20 protein-coding genes are annotated in these 22,686 nt (G+C 35.3%); 7 read left to right on the forward strand and 13 right to left on the reverse strand.

Going from position 1 to position 22,686, the window contains the following annotated elements; all coding sequences use genetic code 11:
* Nucleotides 1-86 precede the first annotated feature (86 nt).
* The 7 genes from DK857_RS14730 to galE form a co-directional block, all read right to left on the reverse strand.
* Nucleotides 87-2,126, reverse strand: a complete 2,040-nt coding sequence (locus DK857_RS14730) for an IreA family TonB-dependent siderophore receptor (protein WP_109392925.1) — start codon at nucleotides 2,124-2,126, stop codon at nucleotides 87-89.
* 257 nt (nucleotides 2,127-2,383) lie between these two features.
* Nucleotides 2,384-4,018, reverse strand: coding sequence for a sodium/sugar symporter (locus DK857_RS14735; protein WP_109402574.1), 1,635 nt, complete (start codon nucleotides 4,016-4,018; stop codon nucleotides 2,384-2,386).
* A 335-nt stretch (nucleotides 4,019-4,353) separates the two neighbouring features.
* Nucleotides 4,354-5,364: a substrate-binding domain-containing protein gene (locus DK857_RS14740; RefSeq protein WP_109392923.1), complete on the reverse strand. Its 1,011-nt coding sequence runs from the start codon at nucleotides 5,362-5,364 to the stop codon at nucleotides 4,354-4,356.
* 183 nt (nucleotides 5,365-5,547) lie between these two features.
* On the reverse strand, nucleotides 5,548-6,618 hold the full coding sequence (galM, locus tag DK857_RS14745) for a galactose-1-epimerase (RefSeq protein WP_109402575.1): 1,071 nt from the start codon (nucleotides 6,616-6,618) through the stop codon (nucleotides 5,548-5,550).
* Nucleotides 6,618-7,778 (reverse strand): galactokinase, encoded by a 1,161-nt coding sequence (gene galK, locus DK857_RS14750; protein WP_109402576.1) that lies wholly within the window; start codon nucleotides 7,776-7,778, stop codon nucleotides 6,618-6,620. Before galK ends, galM begins: the two co-directional genes overlap by 1 nt.
* Before the next feature lie 132 nt (nucleotides 7,779-7,910).
* Nucleotides 7,911-8,966 (reverse strand): UDP-glucose--hexose-1-phosphate uridylyltransferase, encoded by a 1,056-nt coding sequence (locus tag DK857_RS14755; RefSeq protein ID WP_109392920.1) that lies wholly within the window; start codon nucleotides 8,964-8,966, stop codon nucleotides 7,911-7,913.
* Nucleotides 8,967-9,011: 45 nt separating this feature from the next.
* A complete protein-coding gene (galE, locus tag DK857_RS14760; protein ID WP_109392919.1) occupies nucleotides 9,012-10,028 on the reverse strand; it encodes a UDP-glucose 4-epimerase GalE in 1,017 nt (338 codons plus the stop codon).
* Nucleotides 10,029-10,565: 537 nt separating this feature from the next.
* Here galE and ghrB point away from each other — a divergent pair.
* Complete coding sequence (gene ghrB, locus DK857_RS14765) at nucleotides 10,566-11,525, forward strand: glyoxylate/hydroxypyruvate reductase GhrB (RefSeq protein ID WP_109392918.1); 960 nt, start codon at nucleotides 10,566-10,568, stop codon at nucleotides 11,523-11,525.
* Nucleotides 11,526-11,607: 82 nt separating this feature from the next.
* Here the strand turns inward: ghrB and DK857_RS14770 are convergent, their stop codons facing one another.
* Nucleotides 11,608-12,522 carry a cation diffusion facilitator family transporter gene (locus DK857_RS14770; RefSeq protein WP_109402601.1) on the reverse strand — a complete coding sequence of 305 codons (915 nt, stop codon included), beginning with the start codon at nucleotides 12,520-12,522 and terminating at the stop codon, nucleotides 11,608-11,610.
* 536 nt (nucleotides 12,523-13,058) lie between these two features.
* Between DK857_RS14770 and DK857_RS14775 the strand changes: the two genes are divergently transcribed.
* The gene (locus tag DK857_RS14775) at nucleotides 13,059-13,496 is read left to right on the forward strand and encodes a universal stress protein (protein WP_036934874.1); all 438 of its coding nucleotides are present in this window, start codon (nucleotides 13,059-13,061) and stop codon (nucleotides 13,494-13,496) included.
* An 88-nt stretch (nucleotides 13,497-13,584) separates the two neighbouring features.
* Here DK857_RS14775 and eco read toward each other — a convergent pair whose 3' ends face one another.
* The gene (gene eco / locus DK857_RS14780) at nucleotides 13,585-14,064 is read right to left on the reverse strand and encodes a serine protease inhibitor ecotin (RefSeq protein ID WP_036912483.1); all 480 of its coding nucleotides are present in this window, start codon (nucleotides 14,062-14,064) and stop codon (nucleotides 13,585-13,587) included.
* 264 nt (nucleotides 14,065-14,328) lie between these two features.
* Here eco and DK857_RS14785 point away from each other — a divergent pair, with 264 nt between their 5' ends.
* Both DK857_RS14785 and DK857_RS14790 read left to right on the forward strand, forming a co-directional pair.
* Complete coding sequence (locus DK857_RS14785) at nucleotides 14,329-14,544, forward strand: DUF465 domain-containing protein (protein ID WP_006533649.1); 216 nt, start codon at nucleotides 14,329-14,331, stop codon at nucleotides 14,542-14,544.
* Nucleotides 14,545-14,655: 111 nt separating this feature from the next.
* Nucleotides 14,656-14,895 (forward strand): YecH family metal-binding protein, encoded by a 240-nt coding sequence (locus tag DK857_RS14790; protein WP_023581559.1) that lies wholly within the window; start codon nucleotides 14,656-14,658, stop codon nucleotides 14,893-14,895.
* A gap of 132 nt (nucleotides 14,896-15,027) precedes the next feature.
* Here the strand turns inward: DK857_RS14790 and DK857_RS14795 are convergent, their stop codons facing one another.
* Nucleotides 15,028-15,273, reverse strand: a complete 246-nt coding sequence (locus tag DK857_RS14795; protein WP_036934877.1) for a DinI-like family protein — start codon at nucleotides 15,271-15,273, stop codon at nucleotides 15,028-15,030.
* Nucleotides 15,274-15,451: 178 nt separating this feature from the next.
* Here DK857_RS14795 and DK857_RS14800 point away from each other — a divergent pair, with 178 nt between their 5' ends.
* Nucleotides 15,452-15,802, forward strand: coding sequence for a nitrous oxide-stimulated promoter family protein (locus tag DK857_RS14800; protein ID WP_109402577.1), 351 nt, complete (start codon nucleotides 15,452-15,454; stop codon nucleotides 15,800-15,802).
* Here DK857_RS14800 and DK857_RS14805 read toward each other — a convergent pair.
* Both DK857_RS14805 and DK857_RS14810 read right to left on the reverse strand, forming a co-directional pair.
* Complete coding sequence (locus DK857_RS14805; protein ID WP_109392915.1) at nucleotides 15,780-16,337, reverse strand: GNAT family N-acetyltransferase; 558 nt, start codon at nucleotides 16,335-16,337, stop codon at nucleotides 15,780-15,782. The genes DK857_RS14800 and DK857_RS14805 overlap by 23 nt on opposite strands.
* Before the next feature lie 81 nt (nucleotides 16,338-16,418).
* Complete coding sequence (locus tag DK857_RS14810; protein WP_075670892.1) at nucleotides 16,419-17,108, reverse strand: bactofilin family protein; 690 nt, start codon at nucleotides 17,106-17,108, stop codon at nucleotides 16,419-16,421.
* Between the two features lie 1,012 nt (nucleotides 17,109-18,120).
* On the opposite strand from DK857_RS14810, the gene DK857_RS14815 reads away from it, so the two are divergent.
* Entirely contained in the window at nucleotides 18,121-18,957 is an 837-nt protein-coding gene (locus DK857_RS14815; RefSeq protein ID WP_109392914.1) for a helix-turn-helix transcriptional regulator, read from the forward strand.
* Nucleotides 18,958-19,041: 84 nt separating this feature from the next.
* Nucleotides 19,042-19,917 carry a T3SS regulon anti-activator ExsD domain-containing protein gene (locus tag DK857_RS14820; RefSeq protein ID WP_227003181.1) on the forward strand — a complete coding sequence of 292 codons (876 nt, stop codon included), beginning with the start codon at nucleotides 19,042-19,044 and terminating at the stop codon, nucleotides 19,915-19,917.
* A gap of 65 nt (nucleotides 19,918-19,982) precedes the next feature.
* Here the strand turns inward: DK857_RS14820 and DK857_RS14825 are convergent, their stop codons facing one another.
* A complete protein-coding gene (locus tag DK857_RS14825) occupies nucleotides 19,983-22,682 on the reverse strand; it encodes a sugar transporter (RefSeq protein WP_109402579.1) in 2,700 nt (899 codons plus the stop codon).
* Nucleotides 22,683-22,686 lie beyond the last annotated feature (4 nt).

Genomic DNA, 22,686 nt, shown 5'->3' on the forward strand with positions numbered 1-22,686 from the left:
AATGAACCATTAAGGTGAAAATAATAGAGAGACATAAAAAAATAAACCCCATATTTAATACGGGGTTTATGTTAATTTAGGCTCAATTAGAAGCTATATTTAATATTCGCCCAATAACGACGGCCTTCATCGACAACCCAGTTACCGCCTTTATCGTTTACAGCAGGGCCTGTTTCATCTGTAATATTTAATACCGCAAAGTTAAACATGGTATTTTTATTAAAGTTGTAGGTCATTCCTAAATCAAAAGTTGTGTAGCCACTACGATAACGCGCCCCTGAATGACTATTTCGTTGTGCTGCCCAAATTTGTTTTCCGGTATAAGCGGTATTGGCATAAAAACTGGTCGCTTCATCAAACTGCCAATCCACACGCGCATTCGCGCTGTGCTTTGGTGTCATATCAAGCGGGTAGCCTTTTAATGACTCACCAGAAGCTAACTTTTCATCATCACTTTTACGTTCTGAATCAATATAAGTGTAGTTAGCATTGACATGCCAGCTTTCCGTAATTGGAAAACCAACCGCCGTTTCAATCCCTTTAATATTTGCTTTACCCACATTATCGAATTGATACAGTTTTAAACCTGTAATTGGATCTATTTCGCCAGTGTCATAGTTCGTTAATTTATCTTTAAAATCAGTATGAAAGAAAGTCACACTCGCAGTAATGCCATCTCCATTATCATAACCAATACCAATTTCTTGGCTAACTGATGTTTCAGGTTTTAAATCACGATTACCGTACATAATTGCACGGCCTTTTTCAGTTGAAGTGCCGTACTCAGGACTAATTTCACGTAAACTTGGTGCTTTAAAGGCTTTCGCCACGCCCCCTTTTAAAGTGAATTCATCCGTTAAATGATAAACGGCATAGGCTCTTGGGCTCCAGTGATTACCGTAATATTCGTGATCATCAAGACGCACACCGCCAGTTAACGCGAGGTTGTCTGTTACGCTATATTCATCTTCAATAAATAAAGCTTTTTGATCAGCCGTAATTGTTGATTGTTTTATTTCTTTTCCACCAAGAGACGATTCATCTTTTAAACGTGAATATTGATATTGCCCCCCAAAAGTCATCACATTTGAAGGTAAAAAAGCGGTAAATTTTGCATCAAAAACAGTATTGGTAATTTCAGGGCGACGTGCTTCGTAATATTTATAGCTATTCCCAGTTGCCTTATCAACCGCTTCTGTTTTTTGAATACGCTTAGTCTGTTCTTGGTAGACACTTAATTCAGAATGCAGAATATCAAATTGATTTTTATAAGTTAATGCCCAATGATTACGGTCATTATTAGTTTCTAGCATTTTATTTTTATCAAGGCGCCCCCCACGATTGGTAAATTCACTCATGGATTTACCCGGAGTCGTTGTACGCTGTAACGTATTGCGACCCGCTTCTAATAAAATGGTTTGATTATCAGTTGGTGTGAATGCCAATTTCGCCGTAATGTTTTTATTGTCATTACGACCTTGACCATAAGTGATTTTATCTTCCGCACGTAAGTAACTACTACCGTAAAGCTGTAAGCCTAATTTATCTTCAATTAAAGGTCCTGAAAGATAAAAATCACCATTAATAGAGTCACCTGCATCACGGTTGTGTTGCAGTGTACCGCCAAGTGCAACAGAACCATGCCACTCTTTTGTTACTGGTTTTGTGATGATATTGATAACACCACCCATAGCGTCTGAACCATACAGAGATGACATTGGTCCACGAATAACTTCTATACGTTCAATCGCATCTGCTGGTGGAATAAAACCACCTTCATAACCTCCACTCCCGTTCGGACGTGACTCACGGCTATTTTGGCGACGCCCATCAACAAGAATAAGAGTGTATTCGCCTGGTAAACCACGCATCGTGATTTCTTGTTTATTGGCATTACCATTAATGCTAACGCCTTCAACACCTTTTACAGCATCCGCTAAATCATGAATCGGTTTCTTCGCCAGTTGTTCTTTACTGATCACGGTGATACTTGCTGGTGCATCTGTAATTTGTTGAGCAAACCCTGATGCTGACACAACAAGTTTTTCTTCTTTGTTTTCTTGTGCATACAGCGGGTAAGAGGCAGATAAAATACAGGCTGTTAATACGCCCATTTTAAAGTTCATAAAGATCCCCTGAATTTATAACGTTTATAATAATGAGAATGATTAATATTATCTTAATCAAATAATCATGAGAATGATTTTCTTTTCGTATTTGATGTTTTTTTTTAATCTGCATCAAAGAAAATTGACGTCATTCCTATTAAGCATTGAAATAGTGGATCTCGAACACAAAAAAAGCAGATGGCATAACCATCTGCTTTATATCGTTTTGTAGAGTATTTTTAGATTTAGAAAATTAACCAATCACAATCTTGTTATTACCAGAATACTGCATAAAGCACACATAAGATGACCATAATGGCGTAGGAAGCAATATTGAATCCGCTTTGTGTTTTAAAGGTTTTATCTGTTAATGTAATCGCGCCTTCACTATCATCTGTTTTCGTTGAAGTTAAACTAACTAACGCAATTACGACTGTTGTAAACATAAAGGTGTACATCATTTGATCAAGGAATGGCATACCTAATGGCATTAATTTTAGGAACAATGCGAACGGTATAGATAAGACCACACCAATAATTGCACCTTTTGCGTTTGTTTTTTTCCAGAACAAACCTAATAGGAATACCGCTAAAATACCAGGGCTCACTAAACCTGTATATTCCTGAATATATTGGAATGCCTGATCGATACCACCCAATAATGGTGCAATAAAGCAAGCAATAATTAAAGCAACTACTGCACTAATACGACCCACATTCACTAACCGTGTTTCAGAAGCTTTTGGTCCAATATATTCTTTATAGATATCCATCGTGAAAATCGTCGCGATAGAGTTAAGCATAGATGCCAAAGATGAAACAATTGCAGCGGCAAGTGCAGCAAAAACAATACCTTTTGCACCTACTGGCAAGAACTGAGTTAACCAAGGATAGGCTTTATCTGCTTGTGATAACGTTGGAATATGTTCTTGTGCCATTGTCCCTAAACCGGCCATTAATTCAGGGTTAGTGGTAATAACAAATGCAGCAATACCAGGCACAACCACAAGGACAGGAACAATCAGTTTTAAGAATGCAGCAAACACTAGCCCTTTTTGAGCTTCATTGATAGATTTCGCCGCTAAAGCACGTTGAATGATATATTGGTTAAAGCCCCAATAATAAAGGTTAGCAACCCATAAACCCCCAATCAGCACTGCGATACCCGGTAAGTTCATAAATTGCGGGTTATCTTTCTCTAAAATCATTTTAAAGTGATCTGGCGCAGCTTGTGTCATTTTGCTCAAACCTTCCATGATCCCACCATCTCCGCCGATATAGCTGACGGCTAATACTGTGGTAAATAGGCCACCAAGGATAAGGAAGAATACTTGCACCACGTCTGTCCACGCAACAGCAGAGAGTCCGCCATAAAGTGAATAGATAACCGCAAATAATGCTAAACCTATAATGGCATACATCATTGGTACACCAAGGATGGTTTCTAATGCCAATGAACCTAAATAAAGTACCGATGTTAAGTTAACAAAGATAAACAACGCTAACCAGAACACCGCAAGAATGGTTTTTAAGTTACGACTTTTAAAACGATTCTCAACAAATTCAGGAATGGTATAAATACCTTTTTCGATAAAGACAGGTAAAAAGTATTTTGCAACAATAATTAATGTCAGTGCTGCCATCCATTCATAAGATGCGATAGCAAGACCAATGGAGAAACCAGAACCAGACATACCAATGAATTGTTCTGCTGAAATATTAGCTGCAATAAGCGAAGAACCAATTGCCCACCAAGGAAGGGTTTTACCTGCAAGAAAATAATCCTTTGTTCCTTTTTTCTCACCATCCTTAGAACGAGAAACCCATAATCCTAGACTAATAATGATCACGACATAGAGGGCAAAAATTGCATAGTCTATTGTGCTTAACCCAACACCTTCTGTATGCATAATATTTTCCTTTCAGACCCATAGAGAGAATAGGATTTTAATGTAAACGTTTTCACAGTCTTTTTCCGTTACTCTGTTCACAATTTTATCGCTTATATTACGTGAATAGATCATAAAATAGAAAAACAAACGATTACTATGACGAGTAATGCAGGATTTAAGCTTAAAACATGGCAGTAGTCCTAAACAGCTAATATCCACCATTTTAAAAACTGTCGAAAAAGCACGAACAAATGATAACGATTACACAAATTAGGCAAAAATAAATAACCTCTTAATCTGATAAAGCCATTAAGAGGGTTAACTAGACTAAAAAATACATGGGGTCATTAAGATTAAGAAAGGTGGCTAAGATTAAAAACAGAATTACGTTGAACTAATGTTGGTGAAAAAATACGTTGTTTTTGTTCGAGCATTTCACCCTTAGAAAGCCTGATAGCAAGTGTTGCGGCTTGTTCTGCCATCATTTGTACCGGATAACGCACTGTGGTTAAACGAGGGTGAATATAACGTGCAATTAATACGTCATCAAAGCCAATAACGGAAATTTTTTCGGGAACAGGGATTTCATTTTCATCAAGAACAGATAAAGCCCCCGCAGCCATAAAATCGTTGTAAGTCACTACAGCCGTAAAATCGATTGATTTAGTTAGCAGATGCATCATTGCCTTTTCGCCCCCTTCACCTTCCGGCTCACCATACTCAATGTAGCTTTCAGGTAACTTGATGTTATTGGCTTCTAATGCAGCTTTATAACCTGCAAGACGCTGAGTTGTATCTTCAATATGATGAGTAGATGAAATATAAGCAATTTTGGTATGACCTTGACGGATCAGATGCTCTGTTGCCATCCATGCCCCTTTATAATTATCTAAAGCGACACAACGTTCAGCAATTTCAGGAATAAAGCGGTTAATCAACACCATGCTTTTAACTTCATGAGCATAAGCTAGCAATTCTTCATCAGAGAGTGCTTTTGAGTGGATCACCAGGCCATCACAACGACTATTAATCAATAGCTCGATAGATTGGCGTTCATCTTGAGCATCATGATAACCATTACAAACCAAGATGTGTTTTCCTGATTGTCTTGCAACATTATCAACAGCTTTCACTAGTGTGCCAAAAAAGGGATCAGAAACATCGTGTACTAAAACACCCAGGGTTTGCGTACTTTGGCTAACCAAAGCCCTTGCTGCCGCATTAGGTCGATAACCTAATTTTTGCATCGCTGCATTAACGGTTTCGATAGATGTTTGACTTGCTTTCGGCGAGTTATTAATGACCCTAGACACAGTAGCAACAGAAACACCCGCTTCTTTTGCTACATCTTTGATAGTCGCCATATCCACCCCTTATGGATCACCTTTATTCATGGTTAAGAAATAACGAGCCGTTAATCTACAAACAAAGAAAAAAGGGAGTTATAGAATTTAAGTGGCATGATTATCAGCGAAGAAGTAAAATTTAAAAAGCAAAAAGATCAAATAAATAGTGAAAAGGAAAGCGTTTACACTTTCCTTTTATTGTTACGAGTAAAACTTATAGATTGTTTGGCTATTCCACGATGTATTTGCAGGTAAAATACCTTGGTTTTCATTCCATTCTGGATGATTAGGGCCATCTGGAAAATATTGTGTTTCTAATGCCAATCCTGAGTAATTGCCGTAATCACGACTCTTTCCTCTTGTTCCTACCAAAAAGTTGCCCGTATAGAATTGGACAGAAGGCATGGTTGTAAAGACATCCATTTTGAGCTCACCCTCAGGTGCAATAACGGTTGCAACAGGGGTTTTATCTTCAATCACTTTTTTATCTAAAATAAACGCATGATCATAGCCATTTGCGGCTTTTTGGCACTCATCTACCATAAAATCAAGGCCAATACGTTTTAATTTTCGAAAATCAAACCCTGTTCCTATTACGCTTGCAAACTCACCCGTAGGAATATTGCCTTCACTATTTTTCAAATAATGAGTCGCACAAATTCTTAAATCATGTTCGAGTGCTGTGCGCTCAGTATGTTCACCCGCAAGATTGAAATAAGCATGGTTAGTTAAGCTTAATGGTGTAGTTTTATCACTCATCGCCTGATAATCAATGCATACTTCATTATTATTTGTCAGTGTATAGGTCACACTTACTTTCACAGTACCGGGAAAACCTTGATCACCATCATTAGAAATCAGTGAGAAAGTAACAGATTGAGAAGATTGCGCAGTGATCCCCCAGCGTAGATGGCTAAAGTTTTGCTTACCACCATGTAAGGTATTTTTGCCTTCATTCGCACTAATTTTATATTCTTGACCTTCTACTACAAACTTAGCCCCTGCAATGCGATTAGCAAAACGCCCAACCGTTGCACCTAAGTACGCGGTTTGTTGTTTATGTGCATTCATATCCGCAGAGCCTAACAACACATCTCGACGGTATCCATTAACTGGTACAATACAAGTTAACCACGTTGCACCAATATCCATTAAAGAGATAGACATACCAAAACGATTTTTAAGCACCACTACTTGTGCAGGCTTTCCATCTAATGCAGATTGTGCTGTCATTTGTTCAGGTTCAAGAAAACGAAGCTCATTAGTCGCCATTATTTTGCCTCCGAATAGCCCGCTCCTTGGCTTGCAGAGCAGACATAAATAGTTTCTTTTAATCCTGTTTTAGCTTCGTATTGCGCCTTAACAGAGTCAACGACTTTATCAACTAAATCTGGTGTCACTAATGCTACGACACAACCACCAAATCCACCACCAGTCATTCTTACTCCACCACGATCACCAATCACCGATTTCACGATTTCAACCAATGAATCAACCTCTTTGACTGTGATTTCAAAATCATCACGCATTGAGAGATGTGATTGCATCATTAGCTGACTCAATGTGGTTAAATCACCACGGCGTAAGGCTTCTGCGGCGTCTAATGTACGGCTGTTTTCAGTAATAACATGGCGTGCCCGACGATAAACCACATCACTCATTAATGCTTTTTTAGCGACTAGATCCTCTAATGAGGCATCTCTTAATGCAGTCACATTTAAAATATGAGCGGCCTCTTCACACTGTTGGCGACGGGTATTGTACTCACTATCAACTAAGCCACGCTTTTTATTGGTATTGATAATCATCACAACCATATTTTCAGGCATCGTTACGGCTGAAGTTTCTAATGAGCGACAATCGATTAATAATGCATGATTTTCTTCACCACAAGCCGAAATAAGCTGATCCATAATGCCACAGTTACAACCAACAAATTGGTTTTCTGCTTTTTGACCATTTAATGCGATCTCTTTTTGGCTAATAGGTAATTGATAAAGTGTTTTAAGCGTTTGACCAATAGCAACTTCTAACGCAGCAGAAGAACTTAACCCTGCACCCTGAGGAACATTTCCAGATATCGCGATATCCATACCATGAAAAGAGTAGTTATCTTTTTGTAGAAAATGAATAACACCACGAACATAGTTAGCCCACATTTTATTAGGTAAAAACTCAATACTATTATCGAGGTTAAATTCATCAACTTCATTTTGGTAATCAACCGCAATGACACGAATAATGTTATCTTCTCGTTTTGCTGCGGCAACGACCATTTGATAATTAATGGCACAAGGTAAAACAAACCCATCATTATAATCAGTGTGTTCACCAATAAGATTTACCCTACCAGGCGCTTGAATAAAATGTGTAGGTGCGTAACCAAAAATAGATGAAAATGAACGAGTCACATTATTAATAAGTGCCTGCATAATAAATCCTTAGCTTAAAATTAAGTAATAAAAATCCCACCACAACATTATGTAAATAATGATATGTTTGATTTAATTTATTTCGTGCGCAAAAAGCAGATTAATTAAAATACCTTGCCATATTGCAGGTCATTAACGTTGCTCTTTATAATGAATGTCACTTAATTGACGTAAATTATTCGCAGCTTGTTCTGGTGTTAGATCTCTTTGCGATTCCGCCAACATTTCATATCCCACCATAAATTTGCGTACAGTGGCTGAGCGTAATAATGGCGGGTAATAAAGTGCATGCAATTGCCAGTGATCGATATTTCTATTGTCTTTAAAAGAAGGCGCAAAATGCCATCCCATAGAATAAGGGAAAGAACAATGGAATAAATTATCATAACGACTAGTTAATTTTTTCATTGCAATAGCAAGATCATCTCGCTGAGCACTATTTAATTCACTCATTCTGCGAATATGTACTTTAGGTAATAACATCGTTTCATAAGGCCAAGAAGCCCAATAAGGTACTACCGCCAGCCAATGCTCTGTTTCAACTACAGTGCGACTTGTATCTTTACATTCAGCATCAACATAATCGATTAATAGATTGCGCCCGTATTTTTCAAAATAAGCTTTTAATTGCGTATCTTTTCGCGCTAATTCATTAGGTAAGAAATCACTCGCCCAAATTTGTCCATGAGGATGAGGTTGAGAGCACCCCATCGTTTCACCTTTATTCTCAAACACTTGAACCCAAAGATATTCTTTGCTGAGCTCTTCTATTTGATTATCCCAAGTATCAACGATTTTACGTAAGCTACTAACGGGTAATTCAGGAATAGTTTTTCCATGATCAGGAGAGAAACAGACGACTCGACTAATTCCTCTTACTGCTTGAGTTTGAAATAAAGGATTTGATGAAGGCTCAACATAATATTCGTCTTGTAACAACGCAGAGTGGTCATTATTAAAGACATACGTTCCGGTGTAATCTGGATTTTTATCACCAGAGACCCGGGTGTTATTCGGACACAAATAGCAGTGAGGATCATAAGAGGGAAGTGTCGCAATCTGAGGCTTTTCATCTTTACCATTCCAAGGTCGTTTCGCTCTATGTGGCGAAACTAAAATCCACTGGCCAGTTAGCGGATTATAACGACGATGAGGATGTTCAACAGGATCAAAAATCAGTTTCGACATAACCTTCTCTCTTATTTATTCAAGATTATCTGAATACTTAAAATCTTATTTCAGATAACCATTTGGATTTTGTAACTGCCAACGCCACGCATCTGCGGCCATATCATCAATTGAACGAATAGCTTTCCAATGTAAATCTTTCTCTGCTTTTGCAGGGCTTGACCAACATTCTGCAATATCACCAGGACGACGAGCTTGTAATTGATAGGGGATAGGTTTACCACTAGCTTTACGAAATGCTTCAATCATTTCAATCACACTAGTACCGTTACCTGTTCCCAGATTATAAATATGTAAGCCCGCTTTTTTACCTAACGCATTTAATGCTGCTATATGACCATCAGCCAGATCCATAACGTGGATATAATCACGAACACCTGTACCGTCTTTTGTTGGGTAATCATCTCCAAAAACAGCCACTTGTTCACGACGACCAATTGCCACTTGAGAAATATAAGGGGTTAAATTATTTGGAATACCTTTAGGATCTTCCCCCATCGTACCTGATGGATGCGCCCCTACAGGGTTAAAGTAACGTAGCAAACTAATAGACCAACTTTCATCCGCAACAAATAAGTCAGATAAAATGCGCTCAACCATATATTTACTGGTACCATAAGGGTTAGTTGTGCCCCCTACTGGCGAATCTTCAGTAATAGGAACAACTTGAGGATCACCATAAACTGTTGCAGATGAGCTAAAAATAATGCTTTTTACGCCCGCATCACGCATACAACGCACTAGTACCAATGTGCCATTAACATTGTTGTCATAATATTCAATTGGCTTCTGAACAGATTCACCAACCGCTTTCAATCCCGCAAAATGAATAACAGACTGAATAGAATGCTTAGCAAAGATTGATGCTAATAACTGATCATCACGAATATCACCGTTATAAAACAGAGGGCGTTTACCTGTTAGGGCTTCAATACGATTAAGTACTTCTTCATTCGCATTGCTAAGGTTATCTAAAATAATTGGTGTCATGCCTGCTTCAATCATTTGTACGCAAGTATGACTACCGATATATCCCATACCACCTGTCACTAATATTTCCACATTCACCTCTTTTGATTCAATTCAAAGGAAAAGCGCAAGACGGTTTCTGTTCACTGACACAGAGTTTAGCAAGATCAATCGAATCATTTCGTGATCAAACCGACATTTAATGTAAACGTTTACACGCTTTTCGCATACACTTAAATTTTATAAAAATCTTAGTTTAGAACTGTATTACAGTAAGTTAATAAAATACGTAATACCCCCCGCCTCTTCATCACTCAAAATAACACCCATTAAAAGTAAACGATTACATTCCAATCAATTACTTAATTACATGATAAAACTGACATTCAATACGTTTTATCATACCTTATTAACTTCCCCGCTAATATGTTTAAGCGGAGTAAGAACACTCTCAATAAATACTTGCAGTTTAATAAGTGTTTTATTGCATAGATACTCTAAATAATTCAAGTCACAGCTAGGCAGCAACAAGTGAATGAGTCGCTAGGAGCATAGACTAGTGCGCCAACAACGCTGTAGCTTGAAATATGGCAAGTATCGAAGTATGACGAGTATCGAATGGAGAACATAATGAAACCGATTGTCTTGCTCTACCAAGATCTTCCTGAAAAACTGTACAGAAAACTATCTGATTTTGCTGATATCAAACAATTTAAAACTCTCTCTTTAGAATCTGATGATTTTCGTTCCGCACTTGCCAATGCTTCTGGACTACTAGGTGCTGGTGGCAATATTGATGAAAACTTTATTAACCTAGCACCTCATTTAAAAGCCGTTTCAACGGTTTCTGTTGGTTATGATAATGTTGATGTTAATGCACTCACCAAACGTAATATCAAACTAATGCATACTCCAACCGTGTTAACAGATACCGTTGCAGATACCATGATGGCATTAGTACTTGCCGTAGCAAGACGTGTTCCTGAACTTGCTAATAATGTTAAACAAGGTTTATGGGTTAAAGGTATCACTCCTGATTGGTACGGTACTGATGTTCATCATAAAACCATGGGCATTATTGGTATGGGTCGAATAGGAAAAGCTTTGGCACAACGTGCACACTTTGGCTTTAATATGAATATTCTTTATCATTCACGTACAGAATATACAGAAGTGAACGATAAATTTTCTGCAAAGCATTGCTCTTTAGAAGACTTATTACAGCAATCTGATTTCGTATGTATCACGTTACCATTAACACCAGAAACGCATCATTTAATGGGTGAAAAACAATTTTCGATGATGAAACCTGATGCTTATTTAATTAATGCAGGGCGCGGAGCTGTGGTGGACGAATTGGCACTCATCAGTGCATTAGAACAAAAAGAGATCGCTGGTGCTGGGCTGGATGTTTTTGAAAAAGAGCCTCTATCTTCATCTTCACCTTTATTAACGATGAAGAATGTCGTTGCTGTTCCGCATATTGGCTCTGCAACAAAAGAGACTCGCTATGCGATGGCTGAATGTGCAGTCGATAATCTGATTGCGGCACTGAGTAATAATATAAAAGAAAACTGCGTCAATTTCTAAAGTGGTAATAAGTGCTTTTTGAGATACAAAAAAAGGTAATGAAAATCTATCATTACCTTTTTTATTAGGTACTCAAATAAGTTTAAGCGGGATCAACGTGCGCCATCACACTCAGGATCTCTTTATTTTGCAAGACCTTATTACGTGCATTTACAACAATCTCATGACTTTCACTGACAGTGAGGTCACCTTGGATTTCAAGATGAACATCTACAAGTAAATAATCACCTGAACGACGAGTCTTTAAATCATGAACGCCTTGCACGCCCGGTGTTGAAACCAGCATCTGTTTAATCTCTTCTAGCGTTTCTTCATCTGCCCCTCTGTCCATTAAATCTTGCAGAGCTTGATAAGTAAAACGCCATCCCATACGACCGACAAATAGTCCGACAATTAATGCTGCTAATGGGTCAAAAAATTTAAATCCCGCCAAACTTCCGATAATACCAATTGCAACAACTAATGAAGAAGCTGCGTCAGAACGCGCATGCCAAGCATTTGCAACTAACATATTTGAGTCCACTTTTTTTGCAACCACAAGCATATAGCGGAATAATCCTTCTTTAGCCGCTAATGCAAGTAAAGCCACATATAAAGCAACACTATGAACTTCAGGAATAGTAGATGGATCTAAAATTTTATGAATAGCAGAAAATACCATTCCTAAACCAACAATTAATAAAATAGTCCCAAGAATAAGTGATGCCACATTTTCATAGCGAAAATGCCCATAAGGATGATCCGCATCTGGTTTTTTCTGACTACCTTTATTGGCAATTAAAACAACAAAGTCAGCAATAAGATCAGAAAGCGAGTGAATACCATCAGCAATTAAACCTTGAGAGTGTGAGAAAAAGCCCACTGTAATTTGCCAAATGGATAAAACGATATTGACAAAAACACTCACTAACGTGCTTTTTTTAGCTGCCTTAAATTTTTCAGACTGTTTATTATCAGCCCGATCTAACTCAATATCATCAATGTGATTATGTGTCATAATAATAATCTTATTTGGTTTTAAATAGCCTACTCTATTACCATAGATAAATAGAGTTCCATAGGTTATTTCAGGTTCCATAACTCATTGGTGAGGATAAAGGACGACTCTGAATAACAATCCAGTTTAGGGACTAAGATTGCTGTCCAGACATCATATTGAGATGCCATTGCCTATTAATATGCCATATTTAAATCTTTCTGTCTCTTGTTTTTATCAATAAAATCTTATAGATACAGAACAATAATATAATTGATAATCATTCTTTTATGCATTTTCTATTTTTAATGAAAAAAAGAGAAGTTTATTTTTAATGCGACATTATTAATGTGCTTTTCTGTCAACAAGTTAAGGTATATAACTTATTTTTCATTATATTGTTAATATTATTTCAGTCTGTTTTTAATTTTTAATGCTTAATAATCTAAAGCAGTAAATAATCATTCTCACTCTTATTTAAAACACAGATCACAGCTATTTTTTACTATTAAGCGATAATGGTAAATATTTTAAACTAACGCTAAGTGAGGTTTGTAATGTATAAGAAAATCCTAGTTCCCATTGATATTTTAGAAGATGAACTTTCTCAGGAACTGATCGCTCACATTGAACAAATAGCAAAGGTGGGTAAACCTGAGATCCACTTCCTCACCGTTATTCCTAATGCTGAACTTTTCTTTGGTATCGAGTTTGCTGCAATTCCTGAAAAATTCAAAGATTCTTCAGAACGTACTCGTCTTGCTTTTGTTGCACTACAAGAAATGATTAAAGATGCAAAAATTCCTGATGAGCAAATTGTATGTAATGTTGGCGTTGGTAACGCAAAAGATGAAATTTTAGAATATGCCCGCCACATTGATGCTGATTTAATTGCGATTGCATCACATAGACCTAATGTTTCCTCTTATTTATTAGGCTCAACAGCGTCATCAATTGTACGCCATGCCAAAATGTCAGTTTTAGTTATTCGCTAATATCTAGCTAAAATAACAACGAAGCCCTTTGTCTCAACAACAAAGGGCTTTTTAATAAACTGTGATCTATTCTAAATAAAGTTGGTCGTTATTTTTTAACTGAATCTTGAGTCGTCTCAGCTGCTGACCAAATACGATACTTCACATCAACATCTTTTGGTGCATAAACAACAATAGGTAATTTACTGTTATAACGAATAAAGGCATCTGATCCCATATTTGCCTGTACAAAGGCATCTTTTTTCGTATTGTCAGCACATCCCATCATTGTTGACATTGGGCCATTTAAATCGCCAACAACATAATAGCTATAACCCCAACCTTCTAAATTCTTTTCATCTAAATCCGCACCAAACCACTGATGATTGCAATCTACTTTCAGTTCTTTACCAATAATTAATTCAACTTGGTAATTGCTTTCATTATCTTTTTTCTCTAACTCGATAACATGACGAACTTGATTTTCTTGAGCCTTAGGATAAGGTGCAACTTTATCTAAACTGTCGGTAGCTTGTGCACACGCAGATAAAGACATTGCTGCTACTAAAGATAATATTACTTTGTTCATCACTCTCTCCATATTTACAGCGAACACTTCGCCGTTAACAAAATTATTCAGATGTTTTTATTACTCGTTATCCGAATACTAATATTTTTAGTGTTTGAATGCTAACATCTTAGTAAATAATACTATGAGTGGATAATTCTGAATGTTTTAAAAAGAAAAATCACGTTTTTTCATGAAATGTAAATTTGTGATGCTCTACCATGCAGCTAACCAATCTATGATTATACTGAAATAGAGACCCAATTTCTTTTCATAGGAGGTTATATGTTCTCAGATCAACAATCCCTTGTTTCTCAATTAAGAAATAGTGATCCCCGCTTTGAAGCTCTCTACGATAAACATCATCGACTCGATCAAGAAATTGCTAAACTAGAAGGTCCAAACGGAGCTGGCTATAACGACGAAGTTGCCAAACTAAAAAAAGAAAAGCTTCACCTTAAAGATGAAATGCAAAAAATACTTCAGCGAAGTGAAAAATAAGGCTCTTTTTAAGCGATGATATAATGTCATCGCTTTTTATGATTAAAAACAAAGATACCCTCTCATAAAGATGCATAATTAATATATCTTTTATTTTTTAGGGTACTCAATATGTCATCAATACATGGTCATGAAGTTTTACAAATGATCCTTTCTTCAGAGACTGCATTTACTAAAACATCGCTAATTGATGCTATCCATAAACAATTCGGCAATGACTCACGTTTTCATACGTGCTCAGCTGAAAATATGACAGCGACTGAATTAGTTGATTTCTTAGAAAGGAAAGGTAAATTTATTCCAGCAGAGGGTGGATTTACAACGAGTGAAAATAAGATTTGTCATCATTGATAGATATACAGTTTTAAAGCCCGATTGCCAGTGATTTCCTTTTCTATGTCATTGGCTTTTTATATAAACAAGTAAAAAGCCAATTCATTCTGACAATCGTAATTACTTTATTTACTAAATTTTTACTGCACTTTATTCATCGTCTGTTTGCAACCAACCATCATCTTCCCAAACGCTTTGAATAAGTTCCATTATGTGTTCATGCTTAGTTTCATCTTTTATGCCAGTGACTTGAATCGAGTTCATGCTACTAAAGGCAATACGAAACTGCATATCTGGATATTCTGGAATGATCTTTTTTCTCAGTTCGTGTTCTAAGAGCGGAAATAATGAGTCGGTTATCTTAGATTGTTTATTAAATAAAATTTCCACACGCATTGGTTTCACCATTTAAAGGTAAATAAACTGTATATAAATACAGTATTATATTCTAAGAAAAAAGAAAAGTCTTTTTGACATAATTTTTATGATTACGCATTAAATAATATTTTAGCGTCTCTATCGGCTTAATGATAAGATGCATAATAAATGCAACATATTACTAAGAGAGGAAGATATGTCAGGAAAAAGAATAAATCGTGAGAAAAAAACCATTCAAAAAATGGTGCACCTCTATGCTCATTCGCATCCTGAAGCTGACTCAGATTATTATCAACAATTAATCAATTATTCCTATAACCGATTAGATAAATGTCGCTATGGTGAAGATAAACCTGCCTGTAAACAATGCCCTATTCATTGCTATCAACCAGCCAAACGAGAAGTGATGAAACAGATCATGCGATGGGCTGGTCCAAGAATGTTGATTTATCATCCAATCTTAGCAATACGCCATCTTATTGATGATAAAAAACCCGTTCCTCCTCTTCCTGAAAAAAAACGGACTATTCGTTCGACTGAAAAGTAAAATCAGACTTCTTCAAGCGATATAAAACATGCTCAGCGAGAGGATGTGCTTTATCTAATGCTGGATGAAAGAAATTATCAGATTGATGCATACCTAGTTTTTGCATTACACCTTGAGATGGAAGGTTTGAAACCGCGGTAAAAGCAACAACCTCTTCTAATCCCAACGTTTCAAACGCATATTTAAATACAGCTAAAGCCGCTTCATAGGTATAGCCTTTTCGCCAAAATTTTTGCGCAATCCGCCAACCAATTTCTACGCAGGGATTAAATGGCAAAGGCGCTGCTGGAATATTTAACCCCACAAAGCCAATAAATTCTTGAGTTTCTTTTAATTCAACAGCCCACATTCCCCATCCATTTTGCTGAATAAATTTTTTGCGGATAGTCTCAACCATATTATCACTTTCTAATTGAGATAAAGTGCAAGGAAAATAGCGCATCACTTCAGGTGAAGAGTTAATTTCAGAAAAAAATGGCGCTTTATCACTCTCACGCCATTCTCTTAGGTGTAGTCTGGGAGTATCTAAATTCATCGTTATTCTCTATTTATATAAAATTAAGACAATAGCGATAAAATAGGATAAGCAACGAACAATGAAAAGAAAAATGGTACTTTATTTTTTATTTTCTTTTAGTTGGTTTTCTACTGGAGTAGCAACTTTATCTTTATTTGCATTAGAGCTTTCTTTTATTGAAACAACACGTTGTTGAGCAACTGATTTAGCTTGATGTTCAACTTGCTCTGATTGCCCAGTAAAAATACCACCACGCTTAATAGACATACTGCCACAACGACTAGTACCACGTAATTCACCGTGTTCTAAGATATCTAAATTATTTGCAGCACAGATGCCTTTTACAAAACCATCAATAATAATATCAGGTGCTGTTAATTCACCTTCAACTTGTCCCGCATGCATAACACGAATAACGCCATCTTTGACATTAATATTGCCGGCTACTTTACCCCAAATTTGGATATCGCCTTCAACATTAATATCGCCTTGGAATACCGTTCCTTTTGCAATAATCGTGTATAGTTTTTGCTCTGGCATCGGTTTTTTCTCTTCTGTTATTACTGGTGCAACAGGCTCTGCTGCTTTTGGTGTTTCAGTTTTACGACTAAACATAGCGGCTTTTTTTAACCTCAACGTCATAGAATAAATAATAATACTAAAAATTAGGATTAGAATAATCAAAAACTCGCCTGCCATCTGATAACGCCAAAAGGCAATTAATGCAAGAGTCCAAATGATCCATATCCCGCTGAATATAATATTTCGCAGTGTTCGCTTATTCTCCATAATTAGCTATATCCTTACCTCCCTGACAATAAATACACTTATGCATTCACCATTCTAATAAATAGATGGCAAGCATAATGCCAGCAATAAGGCTATTATTACCTTTTAGTTTTTTGATTTGTTCCTTGACCGAAATAAGATTTAATTAAATTAAGTGATAAAATCACTATTTTAATAATTTACGTTTGATGTGAATAAATAGTGATGATTACCAGTCTATTTAGATAAATATTTTTTATTAAAAATTAACATTTTACATTCTATCCCGTATTTTCATGAAAAATCATTCAAAAAAATTCAATATTTAAAATATCATCCAATCTAAATTTTGATAAAAAAAACGATAACATCATCACAATATCAATAAAAATAAAATTTAAAATAACAAATAAATAGTGATTTTTTTTGTATTTTATTTTTTGTTTATAATTTATTGCCTACTCCATATAAAGAAAAAACATCGTTATGATAACTCACGTTAAAATCACATTAGAAATCAATTTATCATTCAATTTTAATCTTCTTTTTATTTATATTTTACACTCTATTTTTTAATTTCTTTATAACAATTATTTTTCATAATAATTACACAAAACACTTTACAATAAAATTAACATTTAAAATGCACTTATTATTTTTTTACACTGTAAAGTGAAGAAACGATAACAACCCTTTGTTATATAATAACTTTATTCAAATAAATATAAAATGTAAATTATTAATTACATTCTAACATGTACTATTAGCTATCACCTTGAAAAAGAATTTATTCGTATTTAATTTCTTTTTGCAATTTATAAGGAATGTCTTTAAATTAACAAAATAACTTATCTTAAATTAGTAAAACAAAATGTAATGCCTAATATCTAAAAAAAAACCACATCAAATTGAAGAAAATAGTCTCTTTTTTATTTTTAATAGCACTCAATAATAAAGAGGTATTCTTATAAATATTCTTCTATTTATTTTTATAAAAATACAGTGATACTTATATAATAATTTTGGGCGAACCATGAATACAATACAATATGAAAAAAACGATCAATATGATTGTGCTATTCAGAAAAAATCTTATTTTTATCCACAATACCAAATACTAGAAAATGAACAAAAAGCGCTTTTTCTTATCAGAAAAAATGCACTTATATTGCAAAATTGCACTGATACAGTGACGGTGAGTGATAATCAAGTTCTTTTTCTACAACAAGGTAACTATACGATAAAAACACAAGGTACAGAGCCTACCGATATTATTTGTATCCCACTCTCTGATGATTTTTTAAGAGATTTCATGTCTAAGTACAATGAGATCTTGTGCCAAATAGAAAGAGACGAAGAATTTTCAAGTGCCTTTATTTGTTTTCAAAATTCACCTCTTATTCAATTTTGTAGTAATGGCTTTGAATATCTTACTATTCAATCTTGCCCTGAAGCCTTCATACAATTGCGCATTGAAGAGCTTTTAATTCTATTACTTTCAACTGATCAAGGTTCTGACTTAATGGCGTTATTGCGCCAACTTAGCCATCGTCAAGTTGATCGCTTAAAGATTTTTATGGAAAAAAATCATTTAAAAAATTGGAAGCTTAAACAATTTGCTCGTGAATTTGGAATGGGATTAACTACGTTTAAAGAGCTTTTTAATCATGTTTATGGTACTTCGCCAAGAACATGGATTTGTGAAAGACGAATTATTTATGCACACCAACTACTATTAACCACTGAAATGAGTATTGTTGATATTTCAATGGAATCTGGCTTTTCAAGTCAGTCTTACTTTACACAAAGCTATCATCGTCGTTTTAATATGACACCTAGTAAAGCGAGAAATCTCAGATCAAAATTATAAAAAATCCGACTGAATATCATAATATCTAAAAGTCATTCATAGTTAGAATACTTAAAATTTGTTCTTATGAGTGAGTTGTATATCGTGATAAAAGAAAATACATATAGCACCAAAGCCCATTATTATGACTATTTAGCCTTACTGAAAAAAATAATGGCACCCAACAATGAAGAAACTGTAGATAACTTATTTAATCTACAGTTTTCTTTTCATTCTAATGAAAATATCGTTACTGCATATGATGTTAATGAGCAACAAATAAAAATACTATCCCGTGTTTTGTGCCGTGAAAGCTTAGACAGTTTATTACAGTCCACTTGGTTTTTACGAAAAAAATATTGTTTTGTTGTTATATCTAAAGAAGAAGTACGTGATGTTATTAATTTTGCACATTCATTTCATGCAGAACAGCCACATTCAACAATAACACCAGCAGATTGGGATAAATCATTAAGAGCAACAGTCAATATCAATGAACATATGCGCTTAATTCAAGCCGTAATAAAACCGCTTTTTATTTGGTGGGCTCAACACATTACTCCCCAGCTTTTTACACTTTATGAAACTAAAAGAGAGCTCGAACTTCAAATTAAACAGTGTGAAAATATTAAGTCATTTGAAGAAAAACAACTATCAAATAAAAGTGATCCTTTTTTATCTTTAGATGATATCAATATTAAGCTTAATGCGGATACAGTCAGACTAATTGTTATCAATGACTTATTACAAAAAGATATCCAATTACTCCTCGATAATTGGAAAAATGAGCCTATCTTTAATGTTGAAATTAATAACACTTTAGATTATATCCAAAAAATAATGCCAAATTCTGAATTAATAAAACCATTATGGATGATTTTAAATAGGATTCCAGAATATCCTGAAAACTGCCAGAAATTAAAAGATTGGCTACTAGAAAGAGAACTTTGTCTAAAGAACGATGAATTTTTATGGCGATAATAAAATATCAGCTCTTCTCTGAATAAAAGAGAAGAGCTGATGTTACCTAATAATTATTAATTATTCTATTTAATATCTAAGATCTCAATTGTCACTATGGACATGGATTCTGGTGGCACTTGTCCTGGCACACCATTCTTCCCATAACCGCCACCTGGTTTTATATAAATTTTGGCTTTACCATTGATACCTGCTTTTGCAATAAAGGTATTCAGTGGTAACGGCAATTGTCGGTAAGGTAAAATAAGTGGCTTAGCTTTATCATAATTAAGAGTTACAGTGCCATCAGTTAACTCTTCATGCATTGTAAATACAACGGTTTTACCTGCTATTGAAACCACAGGCTTACCCTGTTTTAATATTTTAAAGTAGGTGTTATCGTCATATTGTACGTAATTCTGTTTTTGGATCTCAGATAAAATGGATTTATTACGCTGGGCATTATCTTTTCCAATAATTGAATAAGCATAAGCAAGTTGCCCGGCAATCATTTGCCCTTCACCTGCCATTTTCTCAAGCTGCTCTTTTAGCGTTTTATTCTCTTTTAAAATCTTACTAGTATCTGTGTTAACTTTTGCTAATTCAGCATCTTTTGCTTTAATTTGCTCATTTAATTTAGCAATAGATTCTGTTTGTTGTTGCTTTAACATACTAACTTGCTGTGCATTTTCTGTATTTTGTTTTTCTAATTGTACTTTTGCTTCAGCTAATTGAGCACTCAATTTATCCGTTGTATTTTGCTTTTCAGTGAGTTGTTTTTCTAACAATGCTAAAGTTTTCTCACTCTCTGTTTTGCTCGTGGTGACTTGAGCTAGTGCAATATTATTCTCTTTAAATTGTGCATCTAATGTTTGATATTTATTCGATAGCTCACTTTGCGCTTTCTCTAATTTAGCTATCAGATTATTTTTATCAGTAATTAAATTATCAACGGCTTTTTCGCCAGCAGATAAACTCTTCTTCAAGTCAGCAAGTTCCGTAACCTTGTTATCTAACTGTGCTTTTAATTCTGGGATCTCTTTTAGTTTTTCATCTACTTGCTCTTTTTGCTGTTGAACAGCTAAAAGCGATTTATTAAGTTGAGTTTGTTCCTGATTACTTTTTTCAACTTGTGTTTTTAGTTGTGCTATTTCTTTGCGTTGTTCTTCAACAAGTTTGCTATTTGTATCTTGTTGCTTTTCTGCTTCTGCGACTTTTAATGCAAGCTCTTTAGATAAATCTTCACGTTCTGATGTGATCTTCAATAATGTACTTTGTAATTTATCTATCTCTTTTTTCGCAGAGTCATCTTTTAACAATAGTTGAGCCTGTGCAAACTGAGTCTGCACATCTTCTTTCTCTTTCTTTATCGTTGCTAATTGATTTTGTACATCTGAAAGTTGTTTGGTTAATTTTTCTTGCTCGGCCGTTATTGTTAATAACGACTTTTCTAGCACTGTTATTTCTTGATTTTTTGCTGCTTCTAATTTATCTAACTCTTGTTCTTTTTGCTTATTATTATCATTTAGCAATTGCTGAGATTCGACATACTGAGCTTGTATGGCTTCTTTTTCTTGTTCAATTTTAGCAAGCAATATCTGTTTTTCATTCAACTGACTTATTAGCTTTTCTTGCTCTACTTTTATGCTTTCAAGTGAATTCTGTAATTTATCAATCTCTTTTTTGGCACTATCATCTTTTAACAGAGCTTGAGCCTGTTGATACTGAGATTGTAATTGCTCTTTTTCTTGTTCAAGCTGAGTATATTTCGCCTCTAAGGTTTTAAGTATCCCCGCTTGTTGCTCAAAATCTTGTTGCTGTTTTGCTAACTCTGTATTTTTTACTGTTGTTGCCTGTAATACATTCTCTTTTTCGGCTAGTTGCTTAACTAATAAGTCACGTTCTTTTTTTATTGTATCTAAATCACTCTGTAGCTTGGCTACAGCCTGTTTTAACGTGTCATCGGTAAGCAAGTTGTTCGCCGTCGCTAATTCTGCTTCTGTTTCAGCCAGCGTTAATTCAAGTTGTTTAATTTGGCTATTCGCATTTTGAAGTTTTTCTAAATGCTCTTTTGTTATAGCTACCTGCTCAGTGTATTTTTGATATAGCGTTTGGTATTTATTTCTCGTATCTGCTAAACGATTTAATAGCTCTTTATTAAAAAGAGGTTGTTTATGATCGAGTACAGAGCGATTGAAATGATATGCAAAGTGGAAAGGAATGGCCGTAACAGAATAAAATGTTCCTGGAATAATATCTAACAAGAAATTGTCATTACGTTGAGGCCTTGCATAACTCTCTTTCGAATACAGAGCTAATGGGTTATAAACCGTTGCATTATTTCTGTAGCTATAACGATTAAGATCCTCTGGTGTAAATTGCGGTTTAATCGGAATAAATGAAAGCAACGGAGTTAAATAACGAGTATAGTCACTCTTTAATTTTGAATAATCAGCAGGTAACACAGGGCAATTTTCTGCCAGCGTGATATCAGGAGTCTTAACAAGTTCGACTGCCTGATTATCTGTTTTAGCTGGCGTAGAAGGTTTAACTCGTTGCTCTGGTTTTGTTTGTTGAGTCGCTGTGGTGCGGTTTACTCCACGATTAGCCTGACCGGTTCTCGTTGACGATGAAATTGTAGCAGATGTTTTAGGCTCAATTTTAATTGGCTTTTGTGTTTCAAAATAACGGTCAAAATCTTCAATAACAGAATTAAACTCATTATTGGCAAACGACAGTGTTGGAAACAGCATAAAAGCGAGACAAACACTCTGCTTTAATTTCATAGTA

This window comes from Proteus terrae, from assembly GCF_003144325.1.
GTDB classification, from domain to species: Bacteria; Pseudomonadota; Gammaproteobacteria; order Enterobacterales; family Enterobacteriaceae; genus Proteus; species Proteus terrae.

Coding starts and splice junctions, on each gene's coding strand:
- DK857_RS14730 (WP_109392925.1), bottom strand. CDS start 2,126: ATGAACTTTAAAATGGGCGTATTAACAGCCTGTATTTTATCTGCCTCT.
- DK857_RS14735 (WP_109402574.1), bottom strand. CDS start 4,018: ATGCATACAGAAGGTGTTGGGTTAAGCACAATAGACTATGCAATTTTT.
- DK857_RS14740 (WP_109392923.1), bottom strand. CDS start 5,364: ATGGCGACTATCAAAGATGTAGCAAAAGAAGCGGGTGTTTCTGTTGCT.
- galM (WP_109402575.1), bottom strand. CDS start 6,618: ATGGCGACTAATGAGCTTCGTTTTCTTGAACCTGAACAAATGACAGCA.
- galK (WP_109402576.1), bottom strand. CDS start 7,778: ATGCAGGCACTTATTAATAATGTGACTCGTTCATTTTCATCTATTTTT.
- DK857_RS14755 (WP_109392920.1), bottom strand. CDS start 8,966: ATGTCGAAACTGATTTTTGATCCTGTTGAACATCCTCATCGTCGTTAT.
- ghrB (WP_109392918.1), top strand. CDS start 10,566: ATGAAACCGATTGTCTTGCTCTACCAAGATCTTCCTGAAAAACTGTAC.
- DK857_RS14770 (WP_109402601.1), bottom strand. CDS start 12,522: ATGACACATAATCACATTGATGATATTGAGTTAGATCGGGCTGATAAT.
- DK857_RS14775 (WP_036934874.1), top strand. CDS start 13,059: ATGTATAAGAAAATCCTAGTTCCCATTGATATTTTAGAAGATGAACTT.
- eco (WP_036912483.1), bottom strand. CDS start 14,064: ATGAACAAAGTAATATTATCTTTAGTAGCAGCAATGTCTTTATCTGCG.
- DK857_RS14785 (WP_006533649.1), top strand. CDS start 14,329: ATGTTCTCAGATCAACAATCCCTTGTTTCTCAATTAAGAAATAGTGAT.
- DK857_RS14790 (WP_023581559.1), top strand. CDS start 14,656: ATGTCATCAATACATGGTCATGAAGTTTTACAAATGATCCTTTCTTCA.
- DK857_RS14795 (WP_036934877.1), bottom strand. CDS start 15,273: ATGCGTGTGGAAATTTTATTTAATAAACAATCTAAGATAACCGACTCA.
- DK857_RS14800 (WP_109402577.1), top strand. CDS start 15,452: ATGTCAGGAAAAAGAATAAATCGTGAGAAAAAAACCATTCAAAAAATG.
- DK857_RS14805 (WP_109392915.1), bottom strand. CDS start 16,337: ATGAATTTAGATACTCCCAGACTACACCTAAGAGAATGGCGTGAGAGT.
- DK857_RS14810 (WP_075670892.1), bottom strand. CDS start 17,108: ATGGAGAATAAGCGAACACTGCGAAATATTATATTCAGCGGGATATGG.
- DK857_RS14815 (WP_109392914.1), top strand. CDS start 18,121: ATGAATACAATACAATATGAAAAAAACGATCAATATGATTGTGCTATT.
- DK857_RS14825 (WP_109402579.1), bottom strand. CDS start 22,682: ATGAAATTAAAGCAGAGTGTTTGTCTCGCTTTTATGCTGTTTCCAACA.